This is a genomic window from Aeribacillus sp. FSL W8-0870 (assembly GCF_037963755.1).
Taxonomy (GTDB): domain Bacteria; phylum Bacillota; class Bacilli; order Bacillales; family Aeribacillaceae; genus Aeribacillus; species Aeribacillus composti.
The window spans coordinates 3499487-3519550 of sequence record NZ_CP150165.1 but is presented as its reverse complement, the minus strand read 5'-3'; the positions used below and the strand labels follow the sequence as shown (position 1 = coordinate 3519550).

The window sequence follows — 20064 nt, the reverse complement described above, 5'->3', positions numbered from 1 at the left end:
ACTGTACTCAATACTTTTCCAATTTTCCCTTTATTAAGAATTCTCCTCCTCTGTTAATAAAGTATTAGGAAAAAATTCCTTTTCATTTTCATTATATATTAAACTCAACTTTTTTCAACTTAAATTTGGTAAATTAGTAAAATATTTCTGGTAAATAGAATAATAGATGAACATAGAAAATGGTGATCCTTTTTGCAGATAAAGTTAGCCAAAAACAACACCGGCACTTATTAAGACAGAAAGCCAGGTGTGCTTTTCCTATAATCCCTTCTACCGCTAACATACAAAAGCATTGAAATTCCATAACGGCTCTAACGCTACTTCCATAAAAAAGTTGCCCACAAATACTTGACTCAAACTTTTTCATTTGAAAATAAAGGATGAACGGAGTATTTATAGTATGATAGAGAAAAAGGGGGAAGAAAGGCATGGGAAATTTACATGGGAAACGGATCGCTATCACAGGCTCTCGAAAGAGCGAGGAAATTTCCACGTTAATTCGTAAAAAAGGAGGGGAGCCTGTTATTCGAGCTATTCAAGAAACAATAAAATGCTCTCCTTCGGATTTGGAGGCTGATCTTCGAAGCATTGTTGAAAAAGGGACTGACTGGGCTGTGTTTACGACAGGAATAGGGACGAACGCTCTGTTGGAAGCGGCAGAAAAGATCGGCATTTTGGATTCATTAATAAACGTTTTAAAAGAAGCAAAAATAGCTGCCCGCGGCTATAAAACGAAAGCGGCTCTTAAACAAATCGGCATTCAGCCGGATGCTGCCGATGATGACGGAACGAATGACGGGCTGCTTCGGGCTATTGAAGGATTTTCTTTTAAAGACAAGCATGTTTTTTTACAATTGCATGGAGAACCGGTGCCAAAGCTTTCAGAATGGTTTGAAAAGCACGGAGCGATTTTGCATGAAATTTTGCCATACCGCTCCATTGTACCTAATCCTGAGACCGTTGAGCAGCTGCTGGATGAAATAATCGAGAATAAGCTGAATGCTGTTGCGTTTACAGCTGCCCCGCAAGTAAGAGTGCTTTTTAAATTGGCTGAAAAAAAAGGAGCAACATCCGACCTTATAGAGGCATTTCAACAAAATGTTTTGGCAGCAGCCGTCGGCAAAGTAACTGCTGGAGAATTGAAGGAATATGGGGTGCAGCGCATCGTGGCTCCAGAGCTGGAGCGGATGGGGGCGATGATTGTCGCTTTGGATGAGTATTTTCAATGATGTTGTCGTCAAAAAATTTAATGGCTGATTGTGTGTATAAAAAACAGGTGGAGCGTGACAGCTTCGAGGATGAATCACGTCCACCTGGGTTTGAACTTTTTACCTAAAAATCAGTATGTATGAAAGCATCGATTTATTTCATGAAAAACAAATACTGTAAATTTTGTGCAATATAATTCGGGTAAATTTTGTTTTTTTCAATATCCTCTTTTCTAGAGGCTCCAGTTAATACAAGGCATGTGCGGCAATTATTTGTTTTTCCAAGCAAAATATCGGTTTCTAAACGATCGCCAATGATTAAGCACCTGTTGCTGTTTATGTTTAATTTTTCAAGAATTTTTTTGCCGTAAAAAGAGGAAGGCTTCCCGATCACCTGATCGATCGGCCGTCCTGATGCAGCTTCTATTGCTTTCGCTATTGCCAGTGTATCTGAAATATACCCTTCAGGAACTGGACAAAGCGAATCCGGATTGGCTGCAATTAATTTGGCTCCATTACGAACCGCGTTCATTGCCAAATTGAGTTTTTCGTAAGTGAAGCAGCGATCAAGCCCGACAAGTACGTGGGTCGCGTCCATAGGATTGTCGGTCATTTTTAGTGAAAATTTGTGGAATTCTTCCGAAATCGCTTTTTCGCCTACAATATAGACTAAAGAGTCCGGAGATTTCTCTAAAAAATATACAGCTGACAAATAAGAAGCTGTTATGATTTCGTCCAGTTTCGCTTGAATTCCTAAATGATGAAGCCGCTTTCTGCATTCTTCTCTTGTTTGTGTCGATGTATTTGTGATAAAAAGAATTTTTTTGTTATGGCGCCTTAATCGGTCGATCGTTTCTTTTACACCGGGCAAAAGTTTATTGCCAATATATATAGTTCCATCTAAATCAAAACAATATGCATCAAAATCGTCAATGTGTAACAATACAATACTCCACCTTTATTCTGTTGAAAGTTCTTTTAGTAGAATTTCTTTGCCTTCGCGTAACTTTTCTAACGGTGTTCCGGGGGCATATTCTAGGATGAGCTGACAATCGATTGATTGTTCATGAATCGTTTTAAAGATTTCTTGCCATGGGACGGTTCCTTCACCGATTGGCAAGTGATCGTCTCCTGTTCCGTTATTATCATGAACATGGAGGGCAATCAGTCGATCCTTTGTCTGTTTCATTATTTGCGGAATATCCCAACCGTTTAAATTTGCGTGGCCAATATCAAGTAAATATCCTGCCGTGTCATGAATATTTTCTAAAAAGCTTATAAACTCATCTTGCGTAAAAATCGAACTGCCGTTGTATCCGACGTTTTCGATTGCCAGCTTGACGTTCAAAGGTTTTGCAAATTCACATAATTGATGGATATAATCTTCAGCTCGCTGCTTTGCTAAACGTTTGTCAAAAACCGGAGAAAAACAGAACCCAGGATGGATCACAACATGCGAAGCCTGAATCATGCCGGCAAACTCAATCGCTTTTTTGTATTCAAAAAATGAAGCTTCCCGAATCGCTTTATTTTCACTTGTTAAGTTAATATCCCATGCTGGCGGATGAATGGTGTAGCCGATGGGCAATTCTTTTAGTTTGGAAGACAATTTTTTGAATGATTTTTCCATGTCATCCCATTTTTCGCCATCCATTAATAGTTCAACTTTATCAGCTCCATATTCAATTAAGTCATGGACATTTTTTAAAGGATCTTTTGATACAAGCGGCAAATCAGAATAACAGATTTTTCTTTTCATAAACAACCACCTCATGAAAGATATGTTTCCACATTGATTTTGTGATTCATCGGACTGCTTTCATTCAGATCCAGCTCTTGCGGATAGCCTATTGATTGTGTGGATTCTTGATCAAAAATATGAATACGATCCATTTTTGGTTTTAAATAGACCATTTCCCCCGGATGCCAATTCTTTTTTTCACTCATCGCAATCACTTCATGACCTTCTAAATTTATATAAATACTGTAGCTGCTTCCTTGGTTTTCCACGTATTTCACTGTGCCTTTTAATGTGTTTTCTTGGGGAGTTTTATAAATTTCTAGATGTTCAGGACGAATTCCAAAAACAAACGTTTTGGCATTGCATTCATTTATTTGTCGGATCCACATCGGATGCAATAAAAATGATTGTTTCCCGATCATAACCTTGCCATCATAATAATCCATATCGACAATATTCGTTGGAGGCGAGCCGATAAATTTTGCCGTAAAGATGTTTGCAGGGCGGTTATATACATTTTCCGGCGTATCTACCATTTGCAATTGCCCTTGATTCATTAACGCAATACGATCCCCTATAGTCATTGCTTCAATTTGATCATGTGTAACATAAACGATTGTTTGCTTATACATTTCATGGATTTTCACTAGTTCCTTGCGCGCAGATACTCTTAGCTGCGCATCTAAATTTGATAATGGTTCATCAAGCAGAAAGAAATCAGATTTTTTTACAACGGCTCTTGCTAAAGCGACACGCTGCCTTTGCCCGCCGGATAAATCTTTCGGCAATCTGTTTTCATATCCTTTCAGCTGGAGCATTTCTAACACAGCATTTAATCTTTTTTGAATTTCGTCTTTATGAACCTTCTGAACTTTTAAACCGTACGTAATATTTTCAACGACATTCATATGAGGATATAATGCATAATTTTGAAATACCATCGCTACATTTCTTTTTCCGCTTGGAATGTCATTCGCCTTTACGCCATTCAAATATAAGTCGCCCGAAGTAATTTCTTCAAGGCCTGCAATCATGCGTAAAGTTGTCGATTTGCCGCATCCGGACGGACCTAGAAGAACTAAACGTTCTCCAGGATGAATGGTAAGATTGAGCCCTTTTACAACATGTGTTTTTCCATAGGATTTCCAAACGTTTTCAAATCTTATTTCCTTCATTGTGCCATCCTCCGTTATTTAATTCCAGAAGAAGTAAATGTTCCTATAATATACTTCTGGAAAATTAAATATAAAGTTAAAGGTATTATCATTGTGATGACTGATACGGCCATGGCGACAGTAAAATTCGTGCCGCCTTCTGAGCTGATGTACATCTGTAAAGCAAGAGGCAATGTATAATTTTCCTTGCTTTTTAAAATGAGCACCGGCCATACGTATTCGTTCCAGGTAGTAATGAAAAACCAGATGCCTGTTGATGTGACAGCCGGCCTCACTAATGGGAGAACGATATCTTTCATAATCCGGGCGTGTCCAATATGATCTAATTTGGCTGCTTCAATTAACGAGATGGGGATTGTTTTCATCGACTGCCTCATTAAAAAGATACCAAGCGCATTGGCGAGCTGCGGCAAAATAACACCCCAAACGCTGTTGACTAAACCGATACCCGATATGATCAAATAGTTTGGAATCATTGTTACGGTAAAAGGGATAAAAATTGTACTAATTAACATAAAATATAAAATGTTTTTCCCTTTAAACTGCAAAAATACGAAAGCATACGCTGCTAAAAATGAAGTAATCAGTTTGAAAATTGTCGCAACAGAGGCAATAATGAACGTATTCATCGTAATTTTGAAAGCGGGTAAACTATTAAAGAATGTGATATAGTTTTCGAATGTCGGATTTAACGGAACTATGTTCAAAACATTGTTGTAGGCATCTTCCAACGTTTTAAACGATGAACCTAATGCAAAAACGATCGGATATAAAAGAATAATGATTGTAATGATAAAAATAATGTGCCAAGGTATCGCAACAGATCGTTTAATTTTCATAATAGATACCTCTTTCAACAAACTTAAATTCAAGAGCTAATAATATGAAAAAGATTAACATCGTCATAATTGATAAAGCTGCAGAATGTCCTGTTCTGTAAAGTACGAAGGCTTCGTGATAGGCGTGATAGATCGCATTGGAGCTGGCGTAATTTGGACCGCCTTGTGTTATCACTTTTATAGGCGTGAATACATACTGCAGTCCTTGGACGATTGTAATAATAAACACATAAATGCCAGTAGCGCTGCTCATAGGCAAGACAATATGAAAGAATATTTTCCATAAAGGAACATTATCCAAACGGGCTGCTTCTATTATTTCGCGTGAAATACCGTTGATAGAAGCATAAAGGACGATAAAGTTATAGCCAAATACTTTCCAGGATGTAATCAAACTTAAAACCAATATGACCCAGCCGTCTAATTTGCTCCAAATCGGCATTTCAATGCCGAACCATCCTAAAATAATGGCAACAGGTCCGGAAACTGGATTTAAAATCCACGTAAACAATATCGAACCGACGACCAATGAGATGAATGCCGGCAGAAACAAGGCGCTTTTATAAAAACCATTAAATCGTTTTAAAATTAAATCTAAAACGAAAGCAAAAAGATACGGTATGATACAGTTTATAACTAATAAGAAAGCAATATATATAAATGTATTTCCCAATATTTTATATGTATTTCGATCAGATAAAACATCAATGTAGTTTTTCAATCCTACAAATTCTTTTGTCGGAGTAATCATGTTCCAGTCAAAAAAGCTTAAATAAATTGTGTATAAAAATGGCCAGAACATGAATATCGAAAATATAATTAACGTTGGAATCAATAAGCAATACGCTTTCCAACTCTCTTTATTTTTTAAAACCGTCCCATCACTCATATTTTTATTACCCTCCGTACTGATACCGAAAATAAAAGTTAAAAGGAGGGTGACTAAAGGAAGTTTTTTTGAAAAATTGTTATAAATGTTAGTCACCCTTTGTAGACATTTCCTTTTACTTTAACAATTCATTGATGGATTTTTCCGTTGATTTTAAACCTTCTTCTACTGATACTTTTCCTGTAAGAATTTCGTCGCGTACATCTATTAATAATTGCTCTGCCTGTAAACCGGCGTCTCCAGGGAATGATGCCCAAGGAACTATCTTGTCCATTTGTTCTATGGCAGGCTTCATCATTTCATTTTCTTCTAAAAATGATTTAAGTCCATTTTCTGCTTCTGCAACATCTTTACGTGGAGGCACATAACCTGTTCCTTCTGTCCATTTGGCCATTGATTCAACGCTATAAAGAAATTTCATGAATTCCCATGCTGCTTTTTGCTGGTCTTCATCTTTTGCTGTAATAGCCAGCATTGCGCCACCTGCCGGCAGTCTTACTTCTTTTCCTTCCCATGCTGGCGATTTGATTGCCGCTACGTCAAATTTGGCATTCGCTTGGATATGCGAACGTTGGGCAATCGTTGTATAGACCATGGCGACATTGCCATCGATAAAGCTTTGTACACCTTGATCCCAAGGCAAATGCAAGGCTGTTTTATCTTTTAACACCATATCAGCCCATAGTTGATACGCTTCAATTCCTTCTTTTGAAGCAAATGTTGCTTTTCCGTCCGTAATCATTTTGGCTCCGTTGCTTTCTAATAAAGCTTGTGTAGCCCAGTTATCTGCCGGCTCCTGCAAATAAAACCCATATTTTCCTGTTTTCTCTTTTATTATTTTGGAAAATTCTCTTACCTCTTCCCACGTTTTTGGCCCATTTTCATCTAGTCCAGCTTTTCGTAAAAGGTCTCGATTAATATAGAGGACTGGATTGCTTAACGAATATGGAATCCCGACTTGTTCACCATCCGAATTTTTCGCTAAATCCAAAACATTTTTTAAGAAATGATCTTTTAAAAATGTTTTATCTTCTGGAAAATATTTATCTATTATTTCTTGCGGCGGCACATAATGAAAATTATTTGAGAAGTAGTCTAAAAATGCCCATCCTACTTGTACAACTGCTGGTGAATTGCCCGCAGCTACTTCAGCCTGTAAATTTTGCATCAACCCTTTATACATGTCCGGGTTGTATTTGGCTACGACTTCTACAGTATCACTTTGTGCATTAAATTCCTTCACTAACTCTTCTACTGTTTTTCCGCCTTGAGTTTCAGCATTTACGTGCCAGTATTCGATAACCGTTTTTTTGTTGCCGTCCTCTGATTTAGAAGGAGAGTCATTGGCTGCCTGCTTGCTCGTGTTGTTACAAGCTGCTAACATAAATACTAATGTAAATGCGCAAATCAATTTTACAAATGATTTCATTATATTCCTCCTCACCAAATTGTTTGAGCGTAATTAATGAAAGGGATCTTCAAACTGTCGTGACATTTCGCCTATTTAGAAAATTCTTTACATGAATCAGTTAACAAATCGTGTTGCCTTTGACTGGCTATCACCGTCCGTGTTCGAGCAAGCGGCTTCTACAAGCTGTCTTCAATTACAGATAAAGCTATTTTTCATCGTTATGCCAATGACAGGTTGGCAGATCGTTTGCCATTAATATTTTGGTGTAAATGCTTTTCATCTCCCGACCTGACAAATCTATTAAATGATGTCGAATCACCTCCAATTGCTTGCATAACAAAAAAAGAGACTCCAAATATAATGTATATATCTATTTCATATACATTAAATTTGAGGTCTCTCTATTTGCACCAGTAATTATTCACTTGTTACTTTTAATATAGATGATAATTGTTAATCTAGTATAAATCATATGTAAATTCTCTTTTAAAATTTATTTATATCCATTTCCCACAATTTTGAGTTGGACGTCGTTACAGCGAGTGCGCCATTATTTATCGCTTCCTTCGCATGTTCAGGCAAAGTCAACAGCCCTCCTGTTATAACGGGAACTTGCGAAACCTTTGTGAATTTCTTTAAAAAATCCGGCGCACGGCACGGCATAATTTCTATTATATCTGAGCGGATTTGATCCGCATCCTTCACTAAATTATGATAAACTTCCGTGTCAATTAAAAAGATTCGCTGAATAACAAATAAACCGCTTGATTTTGCCTTTTTTATTATGCCGTTCCTCGTTGTAACGATCGCCGTTGGCTGGACATTCTTTTTTACAAAGTCAATTCCATCGCCATCCATTTCCAGACCGCCTATTTTTTCAACATGCAATATGACGGGGAGCCCTTCAGACTGGATGAAATCAACATATCTTTTTACCGTTAAAATGGTTCCTGTCATTAGTAAGACAGCACTTAAATGTTCTTTATTCTTGATCGCTTTCTCAATATATTTCGGTTCTTTAATAGCTGCTACCATTTTATGTTTTTTTAATCTTTCCAACAAAATTGTTCCTGCATTGCTTTTTGCCACAGCTAAATTTCCTTTCTTTTAAAATTCCGAATCTGCTCTCAAGATTTAACAAAGTATTTTGTTATAAAAGCAATTCGATTGGCAAACGTTTGTTATATTTTGGATTGCGCGAAACATCTTGTTGGGCAGAATATGCTTGCTCTTTGGATGGGGGCAGAGGATCAAAAGCTTTTAAAAGAAATATAAAAAACAAATATTAAGCAAATATTGTGCGAAAGCTAATTCATTGTAAATTTTGCTTTACAAAAGATTTACATCTAGCATGATTTTGCATGAAAGATTATTTTTAATAGCCGAATTATTTTTGCCGTTTTCTAAAGTCGCTGGAGAGACTGGTTCCAAATAAGAAAGATGTGTATAAAAAAGAGGATGTATGCTCTTATCATGAACATACTATCCTCTGAAAAATTAATATAGGCAACTAGATGATTAGTTGGAAAAGCACTTTCAACTTGTAGGGCTGAGATATCCCTTGAAACAGGAAAGTTTGCCGTGCACAGCGATTATGCTCTTCCCCAAATACGATTAATCCAGTTTTCAATAAGTCCGACCGCTTTATCGAGAAGCAGCCCGGATACGCCGATAAATAGTATAGCAGCCATGACTAAATCAAGCCTCATGGAATTTCTGGCGTCGACAACTAAATAACCAAGTCCTGACTGCGTTCCAACCATCTCTCCTGCTACAAGAAAAATCCAAGCTGTACCTACAGCTATATGAAGCCCGTTCGCAATATAAGGGAATGTGGCAGGAAAAATGATTTTGCGCAATAGCTCGAATTTTTTAATCTCGAAATTTTGCGCCACTTTCAAATAAGTTTTATCAACGTTCTTTACAGCAGATACTGTCGATAGCAAAACAGGAAAGAAGGCAGCAATAAAAATAATTACTATTGCCGGCATATTGCCAATCCCAAACCAAAGTACAATAAACGGCGACCATGCGATTGGCGAAACAGGCCGCAATACTTGGATAATTGGGTCAATCACTCCCCATAATAGTGGAATTCTGCCAAAAATAAGTCCTAAAATGATCGCTAATACAACGGCAGAAAGATATCCAGCCAAAAATCGCATGATACTCACTTGAAAATGTTCGAACAGTGTACCATCTTTAATAAGCGAAAGTATTCCATCCCATACTTGAATGGGTGAAGGGAAAAGTGCTGAATCATATTTTCCAATGAAAATAATTAACTGCCACAAGGTAATCAAGATAGCAAAACCAATGATGACATTTATGAAATTCTTATATTTAATCATCCTATCACTTCTCTTTTTTCTCAAATTAATTGGTGAATTTATGCATCATCAACCATGCGGAACTGTCATTCCAGTATCCTTCCATCATTAGGGCTTCTGTTGTTCAACATGCCTAGTACCTGCTTAACCATAAATTCGCGTCCATCTTTCGGTTTGCTCAAAATGAGTGAGAGGAATAGGAATCCCCCTTATGGAAGCTTTGCATTGTCTATTAGCGAATGATCTACAAATTCTTCATAAGATGGCGGATTTTTTTGTAAGCCCATCTCAATCAAGTTTTTCGTTAATTCTTTATAGTCTTTTTCATGAATGATTAAATCGTCATAAGCAATCCATTTAAAAGATAAATCCATTACTTCTTTGTCCGCTTTCATATATTTGGAGGACATTTCAATTGTTTGCTCATCCTTGTGCTCTGCTACCTCACCAGCTTTTAAGTAATAATTAACAAAATCCTGAGCAATCTCTTTTTCCTTTTCGATAAATTCACCGCGCAGTACTAGTGCACAGTCAATGGAATTTTGCCAAATTTCATTATCTTGAAATAGTACCTTGCCCTTTCCGATCGATACGGAAGCTGCACCAAAAGGTTCTGCAACGACGTATCCAGCAATTCTGCCCTCAGATAAAGCTGCCGGCATTTCTGCTGGAGGCATCTCGACAGCCTTTACATCATCGTACTTTAATCCGTTTTGTTTTAACATTTGATAAAGCAAAATATTGTGAGTGGAGAATTTGTGTGGAATAGCAAAATTTTTCCCCTTTAAGTCTTTAACACTATTAATATCATTTGCTACGACAAGTACGTTCCCATCTCGATGTCCTAATGCGACAGCTTTTAAATCAATGCCTTGCTCTTTTGCCTTCATAGCCAAAGTAACAAGCATGGAAGCTCCGTCAATATTGCCTGTGTTTAAGGCGTCTACAAGCTCAGGCCACGAACCAAATTTCACGAGTTCCAGATTGAATTTTTCATATTTTTCTAATTCCTTCTCGATAAACAGAGGTACTGCATGAGTAATCGGCAAATACCCGATCTTGATTGTTCTTTTTCCATCTTTGCCGCTTTCGGAAGTATTATCGCTTCCGTTTGCCCCACAAGCAGCCATTGTCAATAACAATACTGATATAACTAATAGAAACAGTCCAGATTGAATAATCCTTTTCATCTAATTTCCCCTTTTCCTATTTTTATTTTTTTATATACAATGTGAGCTTGCTTTGAAAAATTAGATATAATACTCCGTTGTTACATTAGGATGGTTAAAGTGGAATTCTTCAAAAATGATTTTTCGATAATACTGAAAATCAGAATGGCTTCGGTCTCGAGGCTTCGAGAGAGCGATCTTGATCTCCCTGTGAATATGACCGGGATTTGGATGCATAATGAGAATCCGGTCTGATAAATAGATTGCTTCATCAATATCGTGGGTAACTAAAATAATAGTTGTTTTTTCCTTTTGCTGGATGCGAAGCAGTTCATCCTGCAAATAATAACGATTAAACGTGTCCAATGCTGCAAACGGTTCATCCATTAAAATTAATTCTGGCTTCAGTGCAAGTGCTCTGGCAATTCCAGCTCTTTGCTGCATTCCTCCAGAAAGTTCATGAGGAAACAAATCTTCTTTTCCTTTTAGACCAACCAATGCCAAGTAATGTAACGCTCTTTCCTTTCGTTCTGCAGGATGAAGCTTGAGACCTTCCAGCCCCAATTCTACATTTTTAAGCACTGTTCGCCATGGGAGCAGTCCATAGTCTTGAAACAGCATTATGCATTTGCGATTCGGCTGATTCACCACATTCCCATCAAGCAAAACTTGACCGCTATCCGCCTTTTCAAAGCCGCCGATAATATTTAAAAAAGTGCTTTTCCCGCAGCCGCTTTCTCCTAATATGGAGATGATTTCACCTTGCTTTATTTCTAGTGAAATATTGTCTAGAACGTGTATTTTTTTATTTTTATTTGTGAAGCTCTTGCTCAAATTTTCAACTTTAATAATTGTAGACTGCTGAGAATCCATTCATTACACCGCCTCTTAGTCGTCGGATTTTCATTAATATTTGGTTAATTCATTAACAAAATAATTCTTATAAGAATAGTAAGTTTTAATATTTGTAGATCATTTTATTATACTTTGTTAGTTTTTTCAACTATATATAGAAAATATTTTTTGGTGTCAATGATTTTAATTTTTGAGAATGAATCGTGTTATTTTGATTGTGAGCGGTTTGCACCGATGTATCTGGACGTTTTGTAGAAGAAGTGATGGGAGTTCAATGAGGATAAGCTTAGTCATTGCGTTTTTATAGATTTTTATTATGATGGACGTTTGCGGATGGCATTTTTGAAGCCGGAGGCAGGAAAACATTTAAAGCTGTAAGCGGGATTTTTAAAGTGATGCTTTAAGAATAGGTAGGTGATTCAAGCATACTGGATTTTACGGAAGGTGTTGAAAAAGGAGAACAACGGAATGATGATAACCTGGAATAGGGGATTTATAATATGGACTTCGTATTCGTTAGACAAAGGGAAATGAATTAATGTAAAAATTGGTATCTAAGAGGCTAGACGCGTGGAAAAACTCCTCCTGAAAGGCAATTGCCGGAGCTTCCAGCACGCCTATCCTTAAACTAGTCTTAGAGGACCTGACAGCATTTTTATTTAATATTTTGAAGCTCACTTTCAATAGAAATAACTTCAACATTTTGGACAAGTTCGCCTGTTTTTTTGGAATAATAGGCAATGTCCACCTCATCACCTGTAGCCGGGTCAATCAGTTTTTTATAACATTTTTTTAAATGTTTGCTTCCCCAAATAATAAGTGCATTGAAAACATGCTCTAAATCTTTTCCGCTTTGTGTTAATACATAGCGGTATCGAGGTGGATGCTGTGAATAAAGCTCTGATTGAACGAGGCCTTCTTCTTCTAAATATCTGAGACGTTCCGAAAGCAAATTAGAAGAAATTCCCGGTAAAGCTTTTTTAATTTCATTAAAAAGTGCATTTCCGTTTAAAATTTCATGAATAATTAACAGTGTCCAACGATCTCCAATGATATTAAGTGATTGCGCGATGTTGCAAGGGATATCATATCTTATTTTCATAAACTAATCTCCTCCATTTGTTACAATCCATTTTAACATAAAATAATTTAAAAGTGATTAAGTTGATTTTTTGAACTAAGTATATTAAAATGACTTTATGATAATAAAAAAGTGGGGGATAAAAATATGGCGCTATACTTAATTGAATCATCCTTAAATGGTATTGTATCAGCAAAAGAGGAATTAGATCAAAAAGTTTCAGAGCTTCAAGGAAAATTAAACGAAAATCAGGCATCATTAATTGAACTTCAAGTATCAAAGGATTTCTCACGCGCATTCTTTATTGTTGAAGCAGAAAATCAAAAAGCTGCCACTGAAACGTTAAAAGATATTCATATACCTATTCATCTAGTAAAACAAGTTCGTCTTGTTGGAAAAGAACTCGAAGATGTAAAGAAAAATAATGAAGTTGTCAATTATTTGGTTGAATGGAATTTACCAGAAGATTTGACAATGGAACAATATTTGGAGAGAAAGAAGAAAAACTCTGTACATTATCAAGAAGTTCCTGAAGTAACATTTTCTAGAACTTATGTTTGTGAAGATATGACAAAATGCCTTTGCTTCTACGATGCACCAGATGAAGAGGCTGTTAAGCGTGCCCGCAACGCAGTAAAAACACCAATTGACTCCATTACGGAAATATTGGCAGATAAATAATCAATTTTAATCACCTTTTTTTAAGAGGCGGGGCTGTCCGATAAGTCCCTAAAATGAAGCAAGTGGAGAAAAACAATGCGTTTCTCTCCACTTGCTTTTATATTTTTTCGATTTTTATCTGAAAGTAGCTGGCGGATGCCGGCTACTTTCAGGAAGTTGTAATAAACCAAGCATTGGTTTATTGTCTTTTTTTTGCAAAGCTCTTTTGAAATACATATACAGGTTCATCTTTATCAAAAAAATAGAAGGGGCGGCAAAATAAAGATTGATTTTTTGAACCTAATATAATAAAATGACTTTAAACCAACTAAACACGTAGGAATTATTTATTTAATAATAATTGGAATGCCTGATTTCGGACATTATGAACGCGGGTGATGAATGAAATGAATAGTTTGGACGAAAAAGTTGAAACGTTGGAGCAGTTAATTGAAAAAGAATTGAAACCATATGTGAAAAAAATTGATGCGGAAGGTTTTTACCAGGAGCAATATTTGCGGGAGCTAGGGAAAGCTGGATTTTTCTCTACGAATCATAAGTCGCAAAAGGAATATATTTTACAGGAAATGAAAGTGGTAGAAGAAACAGCAAAATGGTGTATGACGACTGCATTTTGTCTATGGTGCCATCTGGCTGCTTTAACTTATGTACGAAATTCCAACAATCTTTCATTAAAAAATAAATTGCTCCCTTTGCTGGAGAATGGAAAAATTTTAGGTGCAACAGGCTTATCGAATCCGATGAAATATTATGCAGGACTTGAAAAATTGCACTTAAAGGCAAAACCTAAAGAAGATGGTTATATACTTTCAGGTGTTTTACCGAATGTATCCAATCTAGGTGACAATCATTGGTTCGGTGTGATTGCTGAGGTGGATGAACACAAACGAATCATGTGCTTTATTCCGAGCAATGCGGAAGGATTAATATTAAAGGAAAAAAATGATTTTCTAGGTTTAAATGGAAGCGCAACATATTCTTGTACTTTTCAAGATGTTTTTGTCCCGAATGAGTGGGTTGTATCTGACGATGCGGATCTTTTTGTGGAGAAAATCCGCCCGGTTTTCATTTTATATCAAATACCTCTTGGTTTAGGTGTTATACGATCTTCCATCGCCTCCATTGAAAAGGTTATTAATAAACAAAATGGCTGCAACAGCTTTTTAAAAATACAGCCGGGTCAATTGAAAACACAAGAGCGCAAAATTCAAGATGACATTCATGCATTGTTCAGCGGTCAAAGACTCGACTGGAAAGAAATTGCAAGGATACGTTTGGAAGCTGCTTATTTAACACTTGAAGCTGTACAGGCAAACATGCTTCATCACGGAAGCGCCGGATATCTCATGCATAGTGCACCTTCCCGCAGACTCCGCGAAGCGTATTTCTTTGCTAATTTAACACCAACAGTGAAACATTTAGAAAAAGTTCTTCACTCATAAAAAATCCCTCATGGTTCTCCATAAGGGATTTTTTGTATGTGCTGGGCATCTGTACATTCGCCAAGCTTTAAAGCAGCAGTATTTTGTTTAAGACAAGGGTGTCTAGGGCGCCAAGATCTGAAGGAAGTCAGCAGCCAATTTTCGACTTGCGGAAAAGATGATCGATGTTTTATTCTTTCTCCTTTTTTTTCTTTAACCTTCCTTCGCGTCGAGCAGCGTCCCGCAATAAAAATTCAATATGGGAATTGACGCTGCGGAATTCCTCTTGCGCCCAACGTTCAATAACGGCATACAATTCAGGATCGATTCTTAAAGGGAAATTTTTCTTTTTTGCCATGGTGCGACACAACCATTAATATAGACTTCCGGTATTTATGACCGGCTGGGTGCCGCGATCGGAGATGATCGCAACCATTAAATTATTCACCATGTTAACCTTTCTTTCTTCATCAAGCTCAATCGTTCCGTCGCTAGCCAGCTGCTCGACAGCCATTTGGGCCATACTGACGGCTCCTTCGACAATCTTTTTTCTCGCAGATAAAACGGCGGCTGCCTGCTGGCGCTGAAGCATGGCGCTGGCAATTTCAGTCGAGTAAGCTAAATGAGTCAGTCTAGCTTCTATTACTTCAACTCCAGCGACGTTCAACCGTTCTTGCAATTCATCTGCCAGCTCTTTTGAAACAACATCGGCGTTGCCTCTTAATGTAATATTGTGGTCATCAAACGTATCGTAAGGATATTTCGTTGCTACATGACGAATGGCAGCCTCGCTTTGGATTTCCACGAATTCTTCATAATCATCCACATCAAAAGTTGCTTTTGCGGAATCGATTACTTTAAAGACGATGACCGAAGCAATTTCAATCGGATTCCCTTCCACATCGTTTACTTTTAGCTTTTTGCTGTTAAAATTTCGAACGCGAAGGGACACCTTTTGTCTAATAGTTAATGGAACCGTTAAGGCAAGGCCACTTTTCCGAATGCTTCCTAAATAACGTCCGAAGAAAATGACAACGTTTGCTTGATTCGGCTGTACAATGGTAAGACCGCTTCCAAGCAGTGCGGCAAGAACAACCAATACAATTGCAAGAACAATAAACTCCTGGATAAATGTAAAAGCTGCTCCGAGCAAAAGTGCAACGATTAGTACAATTCCAATAAACCCGTCAATAAACCATGCCTTTTTTTCTTTCAACTTTCATTGCCCCTCTCATATTATTTTTATATTAAAATGATATCACTTTTTGAAATAAATGTAAATGTATATTGTCAAAAAATTTTGGCGAAAAACGTTTTTGGAGCTATGAAAATTCAATGAAAACCAAAATAAAAAACCTCAACTAACAACCATGCTAAACGTCATTCGTTAGCAAGGGCTAGTCGAGGATTTAGGTTTAAATATATTTAGTTCATTATTGTTTGCATAGGTTCGTTTCTTTAGCATTAAAACAGAAAAATAAGACATACAATGAGGATGACAATAAACAATAAGGTATAAATCCATGTCAACGAGCGAACATTGCGAAAGGAGCTTGTTTCATATTCCCTTGACCTTGCAAGTTCATCATGGGGACTGTTCCCGATCGCTTTATATGTTTCTATTTTGTTTCCTACTTCTTTTCCGATAAACGCAGTTAAAATGAGTGCAAGTACACAAATAATAATGCCTACGGTCAATAACATACTATACATAAAACCATCTCCCTGTCTCTTTACATTGTGGTAGAGAATTTTGATAATCACCTGAAAATAGGAATTTATTTATGCTGAATATTATAAAATGCATCAGCAAATCTTTTTATTCCTTCATTTATATTTTCTTCATTTTCTCTTGCGAAGGTAAAACGGACATATTTTGTACTTGATCCAAGTGTTGAGCCCGGAACATAAATAACCCCGCGCTTGATCGACTCTTCTAGCAGCTGGATCTCATTAAAGTCTTTCTTTATTTTGCACCATAAATGAATGCCTCCTTGCGGGATATAAAAATCAACATCGTCTTTTAAGTAGAATCGAAGGCTTTTGACAATTTGATCCCTTCTGTTTTCGAGCCGTTTGACTAAGCAGTTGATATGGGCATCGAAGTCGTCAGATTCCAGAAAATCATTGGCAATCCATTGAGTAAAGCTGGCATGACCGAAATCCACTTGCTGTTTGGCATCAGACAATCTTTCAATCACAGGCTTTGGTCCAATAATCCAACCAATTCGCAAACCAGAAGCAACAATTTTCGACAATGAGCTGATATATAAGACATTTCCATGCTCATCCATCGATTTTAGCGGGTAGGTTTCTTCCCTATTAAAGGACGTTAAACTGTAAGGATCGTCTTCAACAATCGGTATTCCATACTCAGACGATATTTCCAATATTTTTTTCCGTCGGTTTTTATGAAGGAAAGCACCTGATGGATTTTGGAAAGCAGGATTTAAAAAGATCATCCTGATTCGATGTTTTTTATGCAATTGAAGCAAATCATCCGGGTTTATACCGTCTTTGTCAACTGGTAAATAGAAAGGTCTTATTCCGGTTGATTTAAAGACCGGGAGACTGTAATAATACGAAGGTTCTTCTAATGCTATCGCATCACCCGGCTTTAATAAGCATTGGACGATTAAATATAAAGCTTGCTGCGCTCCTGATGTGATGAGAATGGAAGACGGATTTGTCTCAATTCTCCGATATTGTTTCACATGCTTTGTGATAGTTTTTCTTAATATCTCATTCCCTTGAGGATGATCATATCCCAGGCTTCCGATAAATGACCGTGTCGAAATGATTTCTCGCAAGGAGTCGATTGGAAAAAGATCTTCCGACAATTCACCGCTAGCTAAATTGATTAGTTTATGCTCTTCCATCTCTTTGCGTATTCTCTGGGTCACAGGCAAATTCGGCAAGAACGATCCTGCCTCAATATACCGATTCCAGCTTGGTACACGCTTCTTTGTCATGCCCCATATATCTTTGCTGATTGTTGTTCCGCTTCCTCTCTTTCTCTCGATAAGTCCGTTTGATTCTAATTCGTCATATGCAGCCACAACTGTGCTTCTGTTTATTTGCAGCTTATTGGCCAAAAACCGTTCAGAAGGCAGCGGTTTATCAGGGGGAAATGTGCCATCCGCAATTCCATTTTCAATATATTCAGCCAGCTGTTTATATATAGGCTTTTTTGCATTTCGATCCGGTTTCCAGTCCATATGCTTCACCCTTTTGATCTGCTTGGCACTTCCTGCAATATGGCAAGTTAATCAGGTTCTTTGTTATTTATCTATAGAATGTTCCTATTGAACATAATCGAAAATGTTGTTATATTCATCAAAATTTGAACCTGTTCAAACATTAATTATAACGCTAGATGAAAGAATAATGCCCATCCAATTCAGTAACATTTTACCCATCCACTTTTATTTTAACTTGGAGTTTTTAGCACATGATTTGAACGCTGCTGAAAAATCATTATCTTTTGTAACATGGACGCAATGCTTAAAGCTGTCCTGCCCGATTTTTTCTTTACTTGAAGTTGAAAACCCTTAAAATAGATGTGCGATTTTCGGCAAATTTATTTCACTTTATGGTTCGTCTTGGATAAATGGCTGTTGCAGTATTGAAATTGGATGATTGACAAAATCTTTGATTGGATGGTCCAAAAATTTTTGAACATTTTTATTATGAATAATATACTCCAATTCAAACCGTTTCTCATATTTTACGCTTAATGCTTCTATAGAATTAAGTGTTGATAGTTAGTTCGACACTCAGCCACAGCTGTATTGTACAAAGGAGCATGCTAAGAAATTACCATTAAATTACTTCAGATGAGATATCACATGAAAAGCTCTCATGGAAAAACATAATCCAATTATTTTGAACTCTAATATATGGGCCGGCCCTTCTATGCTAAAAAAGAGGATTATTCAAAGTGTTTTCCTTCCTGTGCAGATTTTTTTATGGAAGATGAATAGGGGGGCAACTTCCGAAGGTTATTGACTTTGAAGGTTCATGAGCTTCGGCATTTAAGATGGCTTTAGATTTTTCAATTTGGTGGAGGGGAAGAATATGTCGAACAGAGCACAAAAGGTTAAAGTTGCTGTTATACAAGCCTCATCTGTTATTATGGACCGAGACGCCACGACAAAAAAGGCGGTTAGCCTCATACATCAAGCTGCTGAAAAAGGAGCAAAGATTGTTGTATTTCCTGAAGCTTTTATTCCCGCTTATCCTAGAGGCTTATCTTTCGGTACAACGATTGGGAGCCGTTCGGCTGAAGGGAGGAAGGATTGGTATAGATACTGGAGCAATTCTGTAGCTGTTCCGGACGAAACGACGGAACAACTGGGCGAAGCGGCTCGAAAAGCAGGTGTCTACCTTGTGATAGGCGTTACAGAAAGGGATAATGAATTTAGCGGCGGGACACTTTACTGTTCTGTTTTATTTTTCGATTCTGACGGACAGTTGTTAGGAAAACACCGCAAATTAAAACCGACTGCAGCAGAACGGATTGTTTGGGGGGAAGGGGATGGAAGCACATTACCAGTGTTTGACACCCCTTATGGAAGAATAGGGGCGCTAATCTGCTGGGAAAATTATATGCCGTTAGCAAGGGCTGCGATGTATGCACAAGGAATTCAAATTTATATTGCCCCAACGGCTGATGCAAGGGAAACTTGGCAGTCAACAATCCGCCACATTGCTTTGGAGGGGAGATGCTTTGTTTTGTCTGCCAATCAATATGTGACAAAAGATATGTATCCGAAAGATTTGGCTTGTTATGATGAACTTGCTTCTTCACCTGAAATAATGAGCAGAGGTGGTAGCGCGATTGTTGGACCGTTGGGCGAATATGTGGCAGAGCCCGTATTTGGCAAGGAAGACATCATCATTGCAGAACTGGATATGAAACAAATCGCCTATAGCCAGTTTGATTTTGATCCTGTTGGGCATTATGCAAGACCTGATGTTTTTAAATTGCTAGTCAACAAAGAGAAGAAGACAACTATTGAGTGGAAAAATTAATCTCATGATGAGACTCGTTTCTACGATTGATCTCATTATTTATTTGAGATTTTGCAGTTCAATAAACAATAAGGGAAATAAAGAAATCCCTTGCTCCTTTACATTAAGAAAGCGTTTATTTTATAATTAGTGTAAAACAAACGTTCGAGTGGATTCGCTATTTTAAGAAATATTTTCCGGGAAATATCGAGCCCTCTGGCGAATGGCAATGATTTTGTCGAACTTAGCTG

At 37.3% G+C, this 20064-nt stretch carries 19 protein-coding genes; 4 read left to right on the top strand and 15 right to left on the bottom strand.

Annotation, left to right across the window (positions count from 1 at the left end; genetic code table 11):
* Window positions 1–428: 428 nt before the first annotated feature.
* Entirely contained in the window at window positions 429–1229 is an 801-nt protein-coding gene (locus NSU02_RS17110) for a uroporphyrinogen-III synthase (protein ID WP_063386795.1), read from the top strand.
* Between the two features lie 133 nt (window positions 1230–1362).
* Here NSU02_RS17110 and NSU02_RS17105 read toward each other — a convergent pair whose 3' ends face one another.
* From NSU02_RS17105 to NSU02_RS17055, 11 genes are all read right to left on the bottom strand, one after another.
* Window positions 1363–2151 carry an HAD-IIA family hydrolase gene (locus NSU02_RS17105; protein ID WP_063386794.1) on the bottom strand — a complete coding sequence of 263 codons (789 nt, stop codon included), beginning with the start codon at window positions 2149–2151 and terminating at the stop codon, window positions 1363–1365.
* A gap of 15 nt (window positions 2152–2166) precedes the next feature.
* Window positions 2167–2967: a sugar phosphate isomerase/epimerase family protein gene (locus tag NSU02_RS17100; RefSeq protein WP_063386793.1), complete on the bottom strand. Its 801-nt coding sequence runs from the start codon at window positions 2965–2967 to the stop codon at window positions 2167–2169.
* Between the two features lie 11 nt (window positions 2968–2978).
* On the bottom strand, window positions 2979–4124 hold the full coding sequence (locus NSU02_RS17095) for an ABC transporter ATP-binding protein (protein WP_063386792.1): 1146 nt from the start codon (window positions 4122–4124) through the stop codon (window positions 2979–2981).
* 14 nt (window positions 4125–4138) lie between these two features.
* Entirely contained in the window at window positions 4139–4963 is an 825-nt protein-coding gene (locus NSU02_RS17090; RefSeq protein ID WP_003252244.1) for a carbohydrate ABC transporter permease, read from the bottom strand.
* Window positions 4953–5852: a sugar ABC transporter permease gene (locus NSU02_RS17085; RefSeq protein WP_063386791.1), complete on the bottom strand. Its 900-nt coding sequence runs from the start codon at window positions 5850–5852 to the stop codon at window positions 4953–4955. The genes NSU02_RS17090 and NSU02_RS17085 overlap by 11 nt, the downstream gene beginning before the upstream one ends.
* 115 nt (window positions 5853–5967) lie before the next feature.
* Complete coding sequence (locus tag NSU02_RS17080; RefSeq protein WP_066247712.1) at window positions 5968–7281, bottom strand: ABC transporter substrate-binding protein; 1314 nt, start codon at window positions 7279–7281, stop codon at window positions 5968–5970.
* A gap of 468 nt (window positions 7282–7749) precedes the next feature.
* Complete coding sequence (locus tag NSU02_RS17075; protein WP_242009352.1) at window positions 7750–8352, bottom strand: glycerol-3-phosphate responsive antiterminator; 603 nt, start codon at window positions 8350–8352, stop codon at window positions 7750–7752.
* Window positions 8353–8855: 503 nt separating this feature from the next.
* Window positions 8856–9614 carry an ABC transporter permease gene (locus tag NSU02_RS17070; RefSeq protein ID WP_063386789.1) on the bottom strand — a complete coding sequence of 253 codons (759 nt, stop codon included), beginning with the start codon at window positions 9612–9614 and terminating at the stop codon, window positions 8856–8858.
* Between the two features lie 188 nt (window positions 9615–9802).
* Window positions 9803–10783 (bottom strand): ABC transporter substrate-binding protein, encoded by a 981-nt coding sequence (locus tag NSU02_RS17065; RefSeq protein ID WP_066247714.1) that lies wholly within the window; start codon window positions 10781–10783, stop codon window positions 9803–9805.
* A gap of 60 nt (window positions 10784–10843) precedes the next feature.
* Window positions 10844–11635, bottom strand: a complete 792-nt coding sequence (locus NSU02_RS17060; protein WP_066247716.1) for an ABC transporter ATP-binding protein — start codon at window positions 11633–11635, stop codon at window positions 10844–10846.
* 637 nt (window positions 11636–12272) lie between these two features.
* Window positions 12273–12719 carry a helix-turn-helix domain-containing protein gene (locus NSU02_RS17055; RefSeq protein ID WP_066247718.1) on the bottom strand — a complete coding sequence of 149 codons (447 nt, stop codon included), beginning with the start codon at window positions 12717–12719 and terminating at the stop codon, window positions 12273–12275.
* A gap of 126 nt (window positions 12720–12845) precedes the next feature.
* Here NSU02_RS17055 and NSU02_RS17050 point away from each other — a divergent pair, with 126 nt between their 5' ends.
* Together NSU02_RS17050 and NSU02_RS17045 are read left to right on the top strand one after the other, a co-directional pair.
* Window positions 12846–13379 carry a DUF4242 domain-containing protein gene (locus NSU02_RS17050; protein ID WP_066247720.1) on the top strand — a complete coding sequence of 178 codons (534 nt, stop codon included), beginning with the start codon at window positions 12846–12848 and terminating at the stop codon, window positions 13377–13379.
* 386 nt (window positions 13380–13765) lie between these two features.
* Window positions 13766–14821 (top strand): acyl-CoA dehydrogenase family protein, encoded by a 1056-nt coding sequence (locus NSU02_RS17045; protein ID WP_144598394.1) that lies wholly within the window; start codon window positions 13766–13768, stop codon window positions 14819–14821.
* Window positions 14822–14990: 169 nt separating this feature from the next.
* On the opposite strand, the gene NSU02_RS17040 is transcribed toward NSU02_RS17045, so the two are convergent.
* From NSU02_RS17040 to NSU02_RS17025, 4 genes are all read right to left on the bottom strand, one after another.
* Window positions 14991–15158, bottom strand: coding sequence for an Arc family DNA-binding protein (locus tag NSU02_RS17040; RefSeq protein ID WP_065095528.1), 168 nt, complete (start codon window positions 15156–15158; stop codon window positions 14991–14993).
* Window positions 15159–15173: 15 nt separating this feature from the next.
* Window positions 15174–16016, bottom strand: coding sequence for an SPFH domain-containing protein (locus NSU02_RS17035; RefSeq protein WP_144598395.1), 843 nt, complete (start codon window positions 16014–16016; stop codon window positions 15174–15176).
* A gap of 248 nt (window positions 16017–16264) precedes the next feature.
* On the bottom strand, window positions 16265–16513 hold the full coding sequence (locus NSU02_RS17030; RefSeq protein WP_063386782.1) for a hypothetical protein: 249 nt from the start codon (window positions 16511–16513) through the stop codon (window positions 16265–16267).
* Window positions 16514–16578: 65 nt separating this feature from the next.
* The gene (locus NSU02_RS17025) at window positions 16579–18018 is read right to left on the bottom strand and encodes a PLP-dependent aminotransferase family protein (protein ID WP_327848582.1); all 1440 of its coding nucleotides are present in this window, start codon (window positions 18016–18018) and stop codon (window positions 16579–16581) included.
* 859 nt (window positions 18019–18877) lie between these two features.
* On the opposite strand from NSU02_RS17025, the gene NSU02_RS17020 reads away from it, so the two are divergent.
* Window positions 18878–19834: a carbon-nitrogen hydrolase family protein gene (locus tag NSU02_RS17020; RefSeq protein WP_339193368.1), complete on the top strand. Its 957-nt coding sequence runs from the start codon at window positions 18878–18880 to the stop codon at window positions 19832–19834.
* The last annotated feature ends 230 nt before the right edge of the window (window positions 19835–20064 follow it).

What these genes read in the sequence shown, in the direction of transcription:
- NSU02_RS17110 (WP_063386795.1), top strand. Translation starts at nt 429, where the DNA reads ATGGGAAATTTACATGGGAAACGGATCGCTATCACAGGCTCTCGAAAG.
- NSU02_RS17100 (WP_063386793.1), bottom strand. Translation starts at nt 2,967, where the DNA reads ATGAAAAGAAAAATCTGTTATTCTGATTTGCCGCTTGTATCAAAAGAT.
- NSU02_RS17095 (WP_063386792.1), bottom strand. Translation starts at nt 4,124, where the DNA reads ATGAAGGAAATAAGATTTGAAAACGTTTGGAAATCCTATGGAAAAACA.
- NSU02_RS17090 (WP_003252244.1), bottom strand. Translation starts at nt 4,963, where the DNA reads ATGAAAATTAAACGATCTGTTGCGATACCTTGGCACATTATTTTTATC.
- NSU02_RS17085 (WP_063386791.1), bottom strand. Translation starts at nt 5,852, where the DNA reads ATGAGTGATGGGACGGTTTTAAAAAATAAAGAGAGTTGGAAAGCGTAT.
- NSU02_RS17080 (WP_066247712.1), bottom strand. Translation starts at nt 7,281, where the DNA reads ATGAAATCATTTGTAAAATTGATTTGCGCATTTACATTAGTATTTATG.
- NSU02_RS17070 (WP_063386789.1), bottom strand. Translation starts at nt 9,614, where the DNA reads ATGATTAAATATAAGAATTTCATAAATGTCATCATTGGTTTTGCTATC.
- NSU02_RS17065 (WP_066247714.1), bottom strand. Translation starts at nt 10,783, where the DNA reads ATGAAAAGGATTATTCAATCTGGACTGTTTCTATTAGTTATATCAGTA.
- NSU02_RS17060 (WP_066247716.1), bottom strand. Translation starts at nt 11,635, where the DNA reads ATGGATTCTCAGCAGTCTACAATTATTAAAGTTGAAAATTTGAGCAAG.
- NSU02_RS17055 (WP_066247718.1), bottom strand. Translation starts at nt 12,719, where the DNA reads ATGAAAATAAGATATGATATCCCTTGCAACATCGCGCAATCACTTAAT.
- NSU02_RS17050 (WP_066247720.1), top strand. Translation starts at nt 12,846, where the DNA reads ATGGCGCTATACTTAATTGAATCATCCTTAAATGGTATTGTATCAGCA.
- NSU02_RS17045 (WP_144598394.1), top strand. Translation starts at nt 13,766, where the DNA reads ATGAATAGTTTGGACGAAAAAGTTGAAACGTTGGAGCAGTTAATTGAA.
- NSU02_RS17040 (WP_065095528.1), bottom strand. Translation starts at nt 15,158, where the DNA reads ATGGCAAAAAAGAAAAATTTCCCTTTAAGAATCGATCCTGAATTGTAT.
- NSU02_RS17030 (WP_063386782.1), bottom strand. Translation starts at nt 16,513, where the DNA reads ATGTATAGTATGTTATTGACCGTAGGCATTATTATTTGTGTACTTGCA.
- NSU02_RS17025 (WP_327848582.1), bottom strand. Translation starts at nt 18,018, where the DNA reads ATGGACTGGAAACCGGATCGAAATGCAAAAAAGCCTATATATAAACAG.
- NSU02_RS17020 (WP_339193368.1), top strand. Translation starts at nt 18,878, where the DNA reads ATGTCGAACAGAGCACAAAAGGTTAAAGTTGCTGTTATACAAGCCTCA.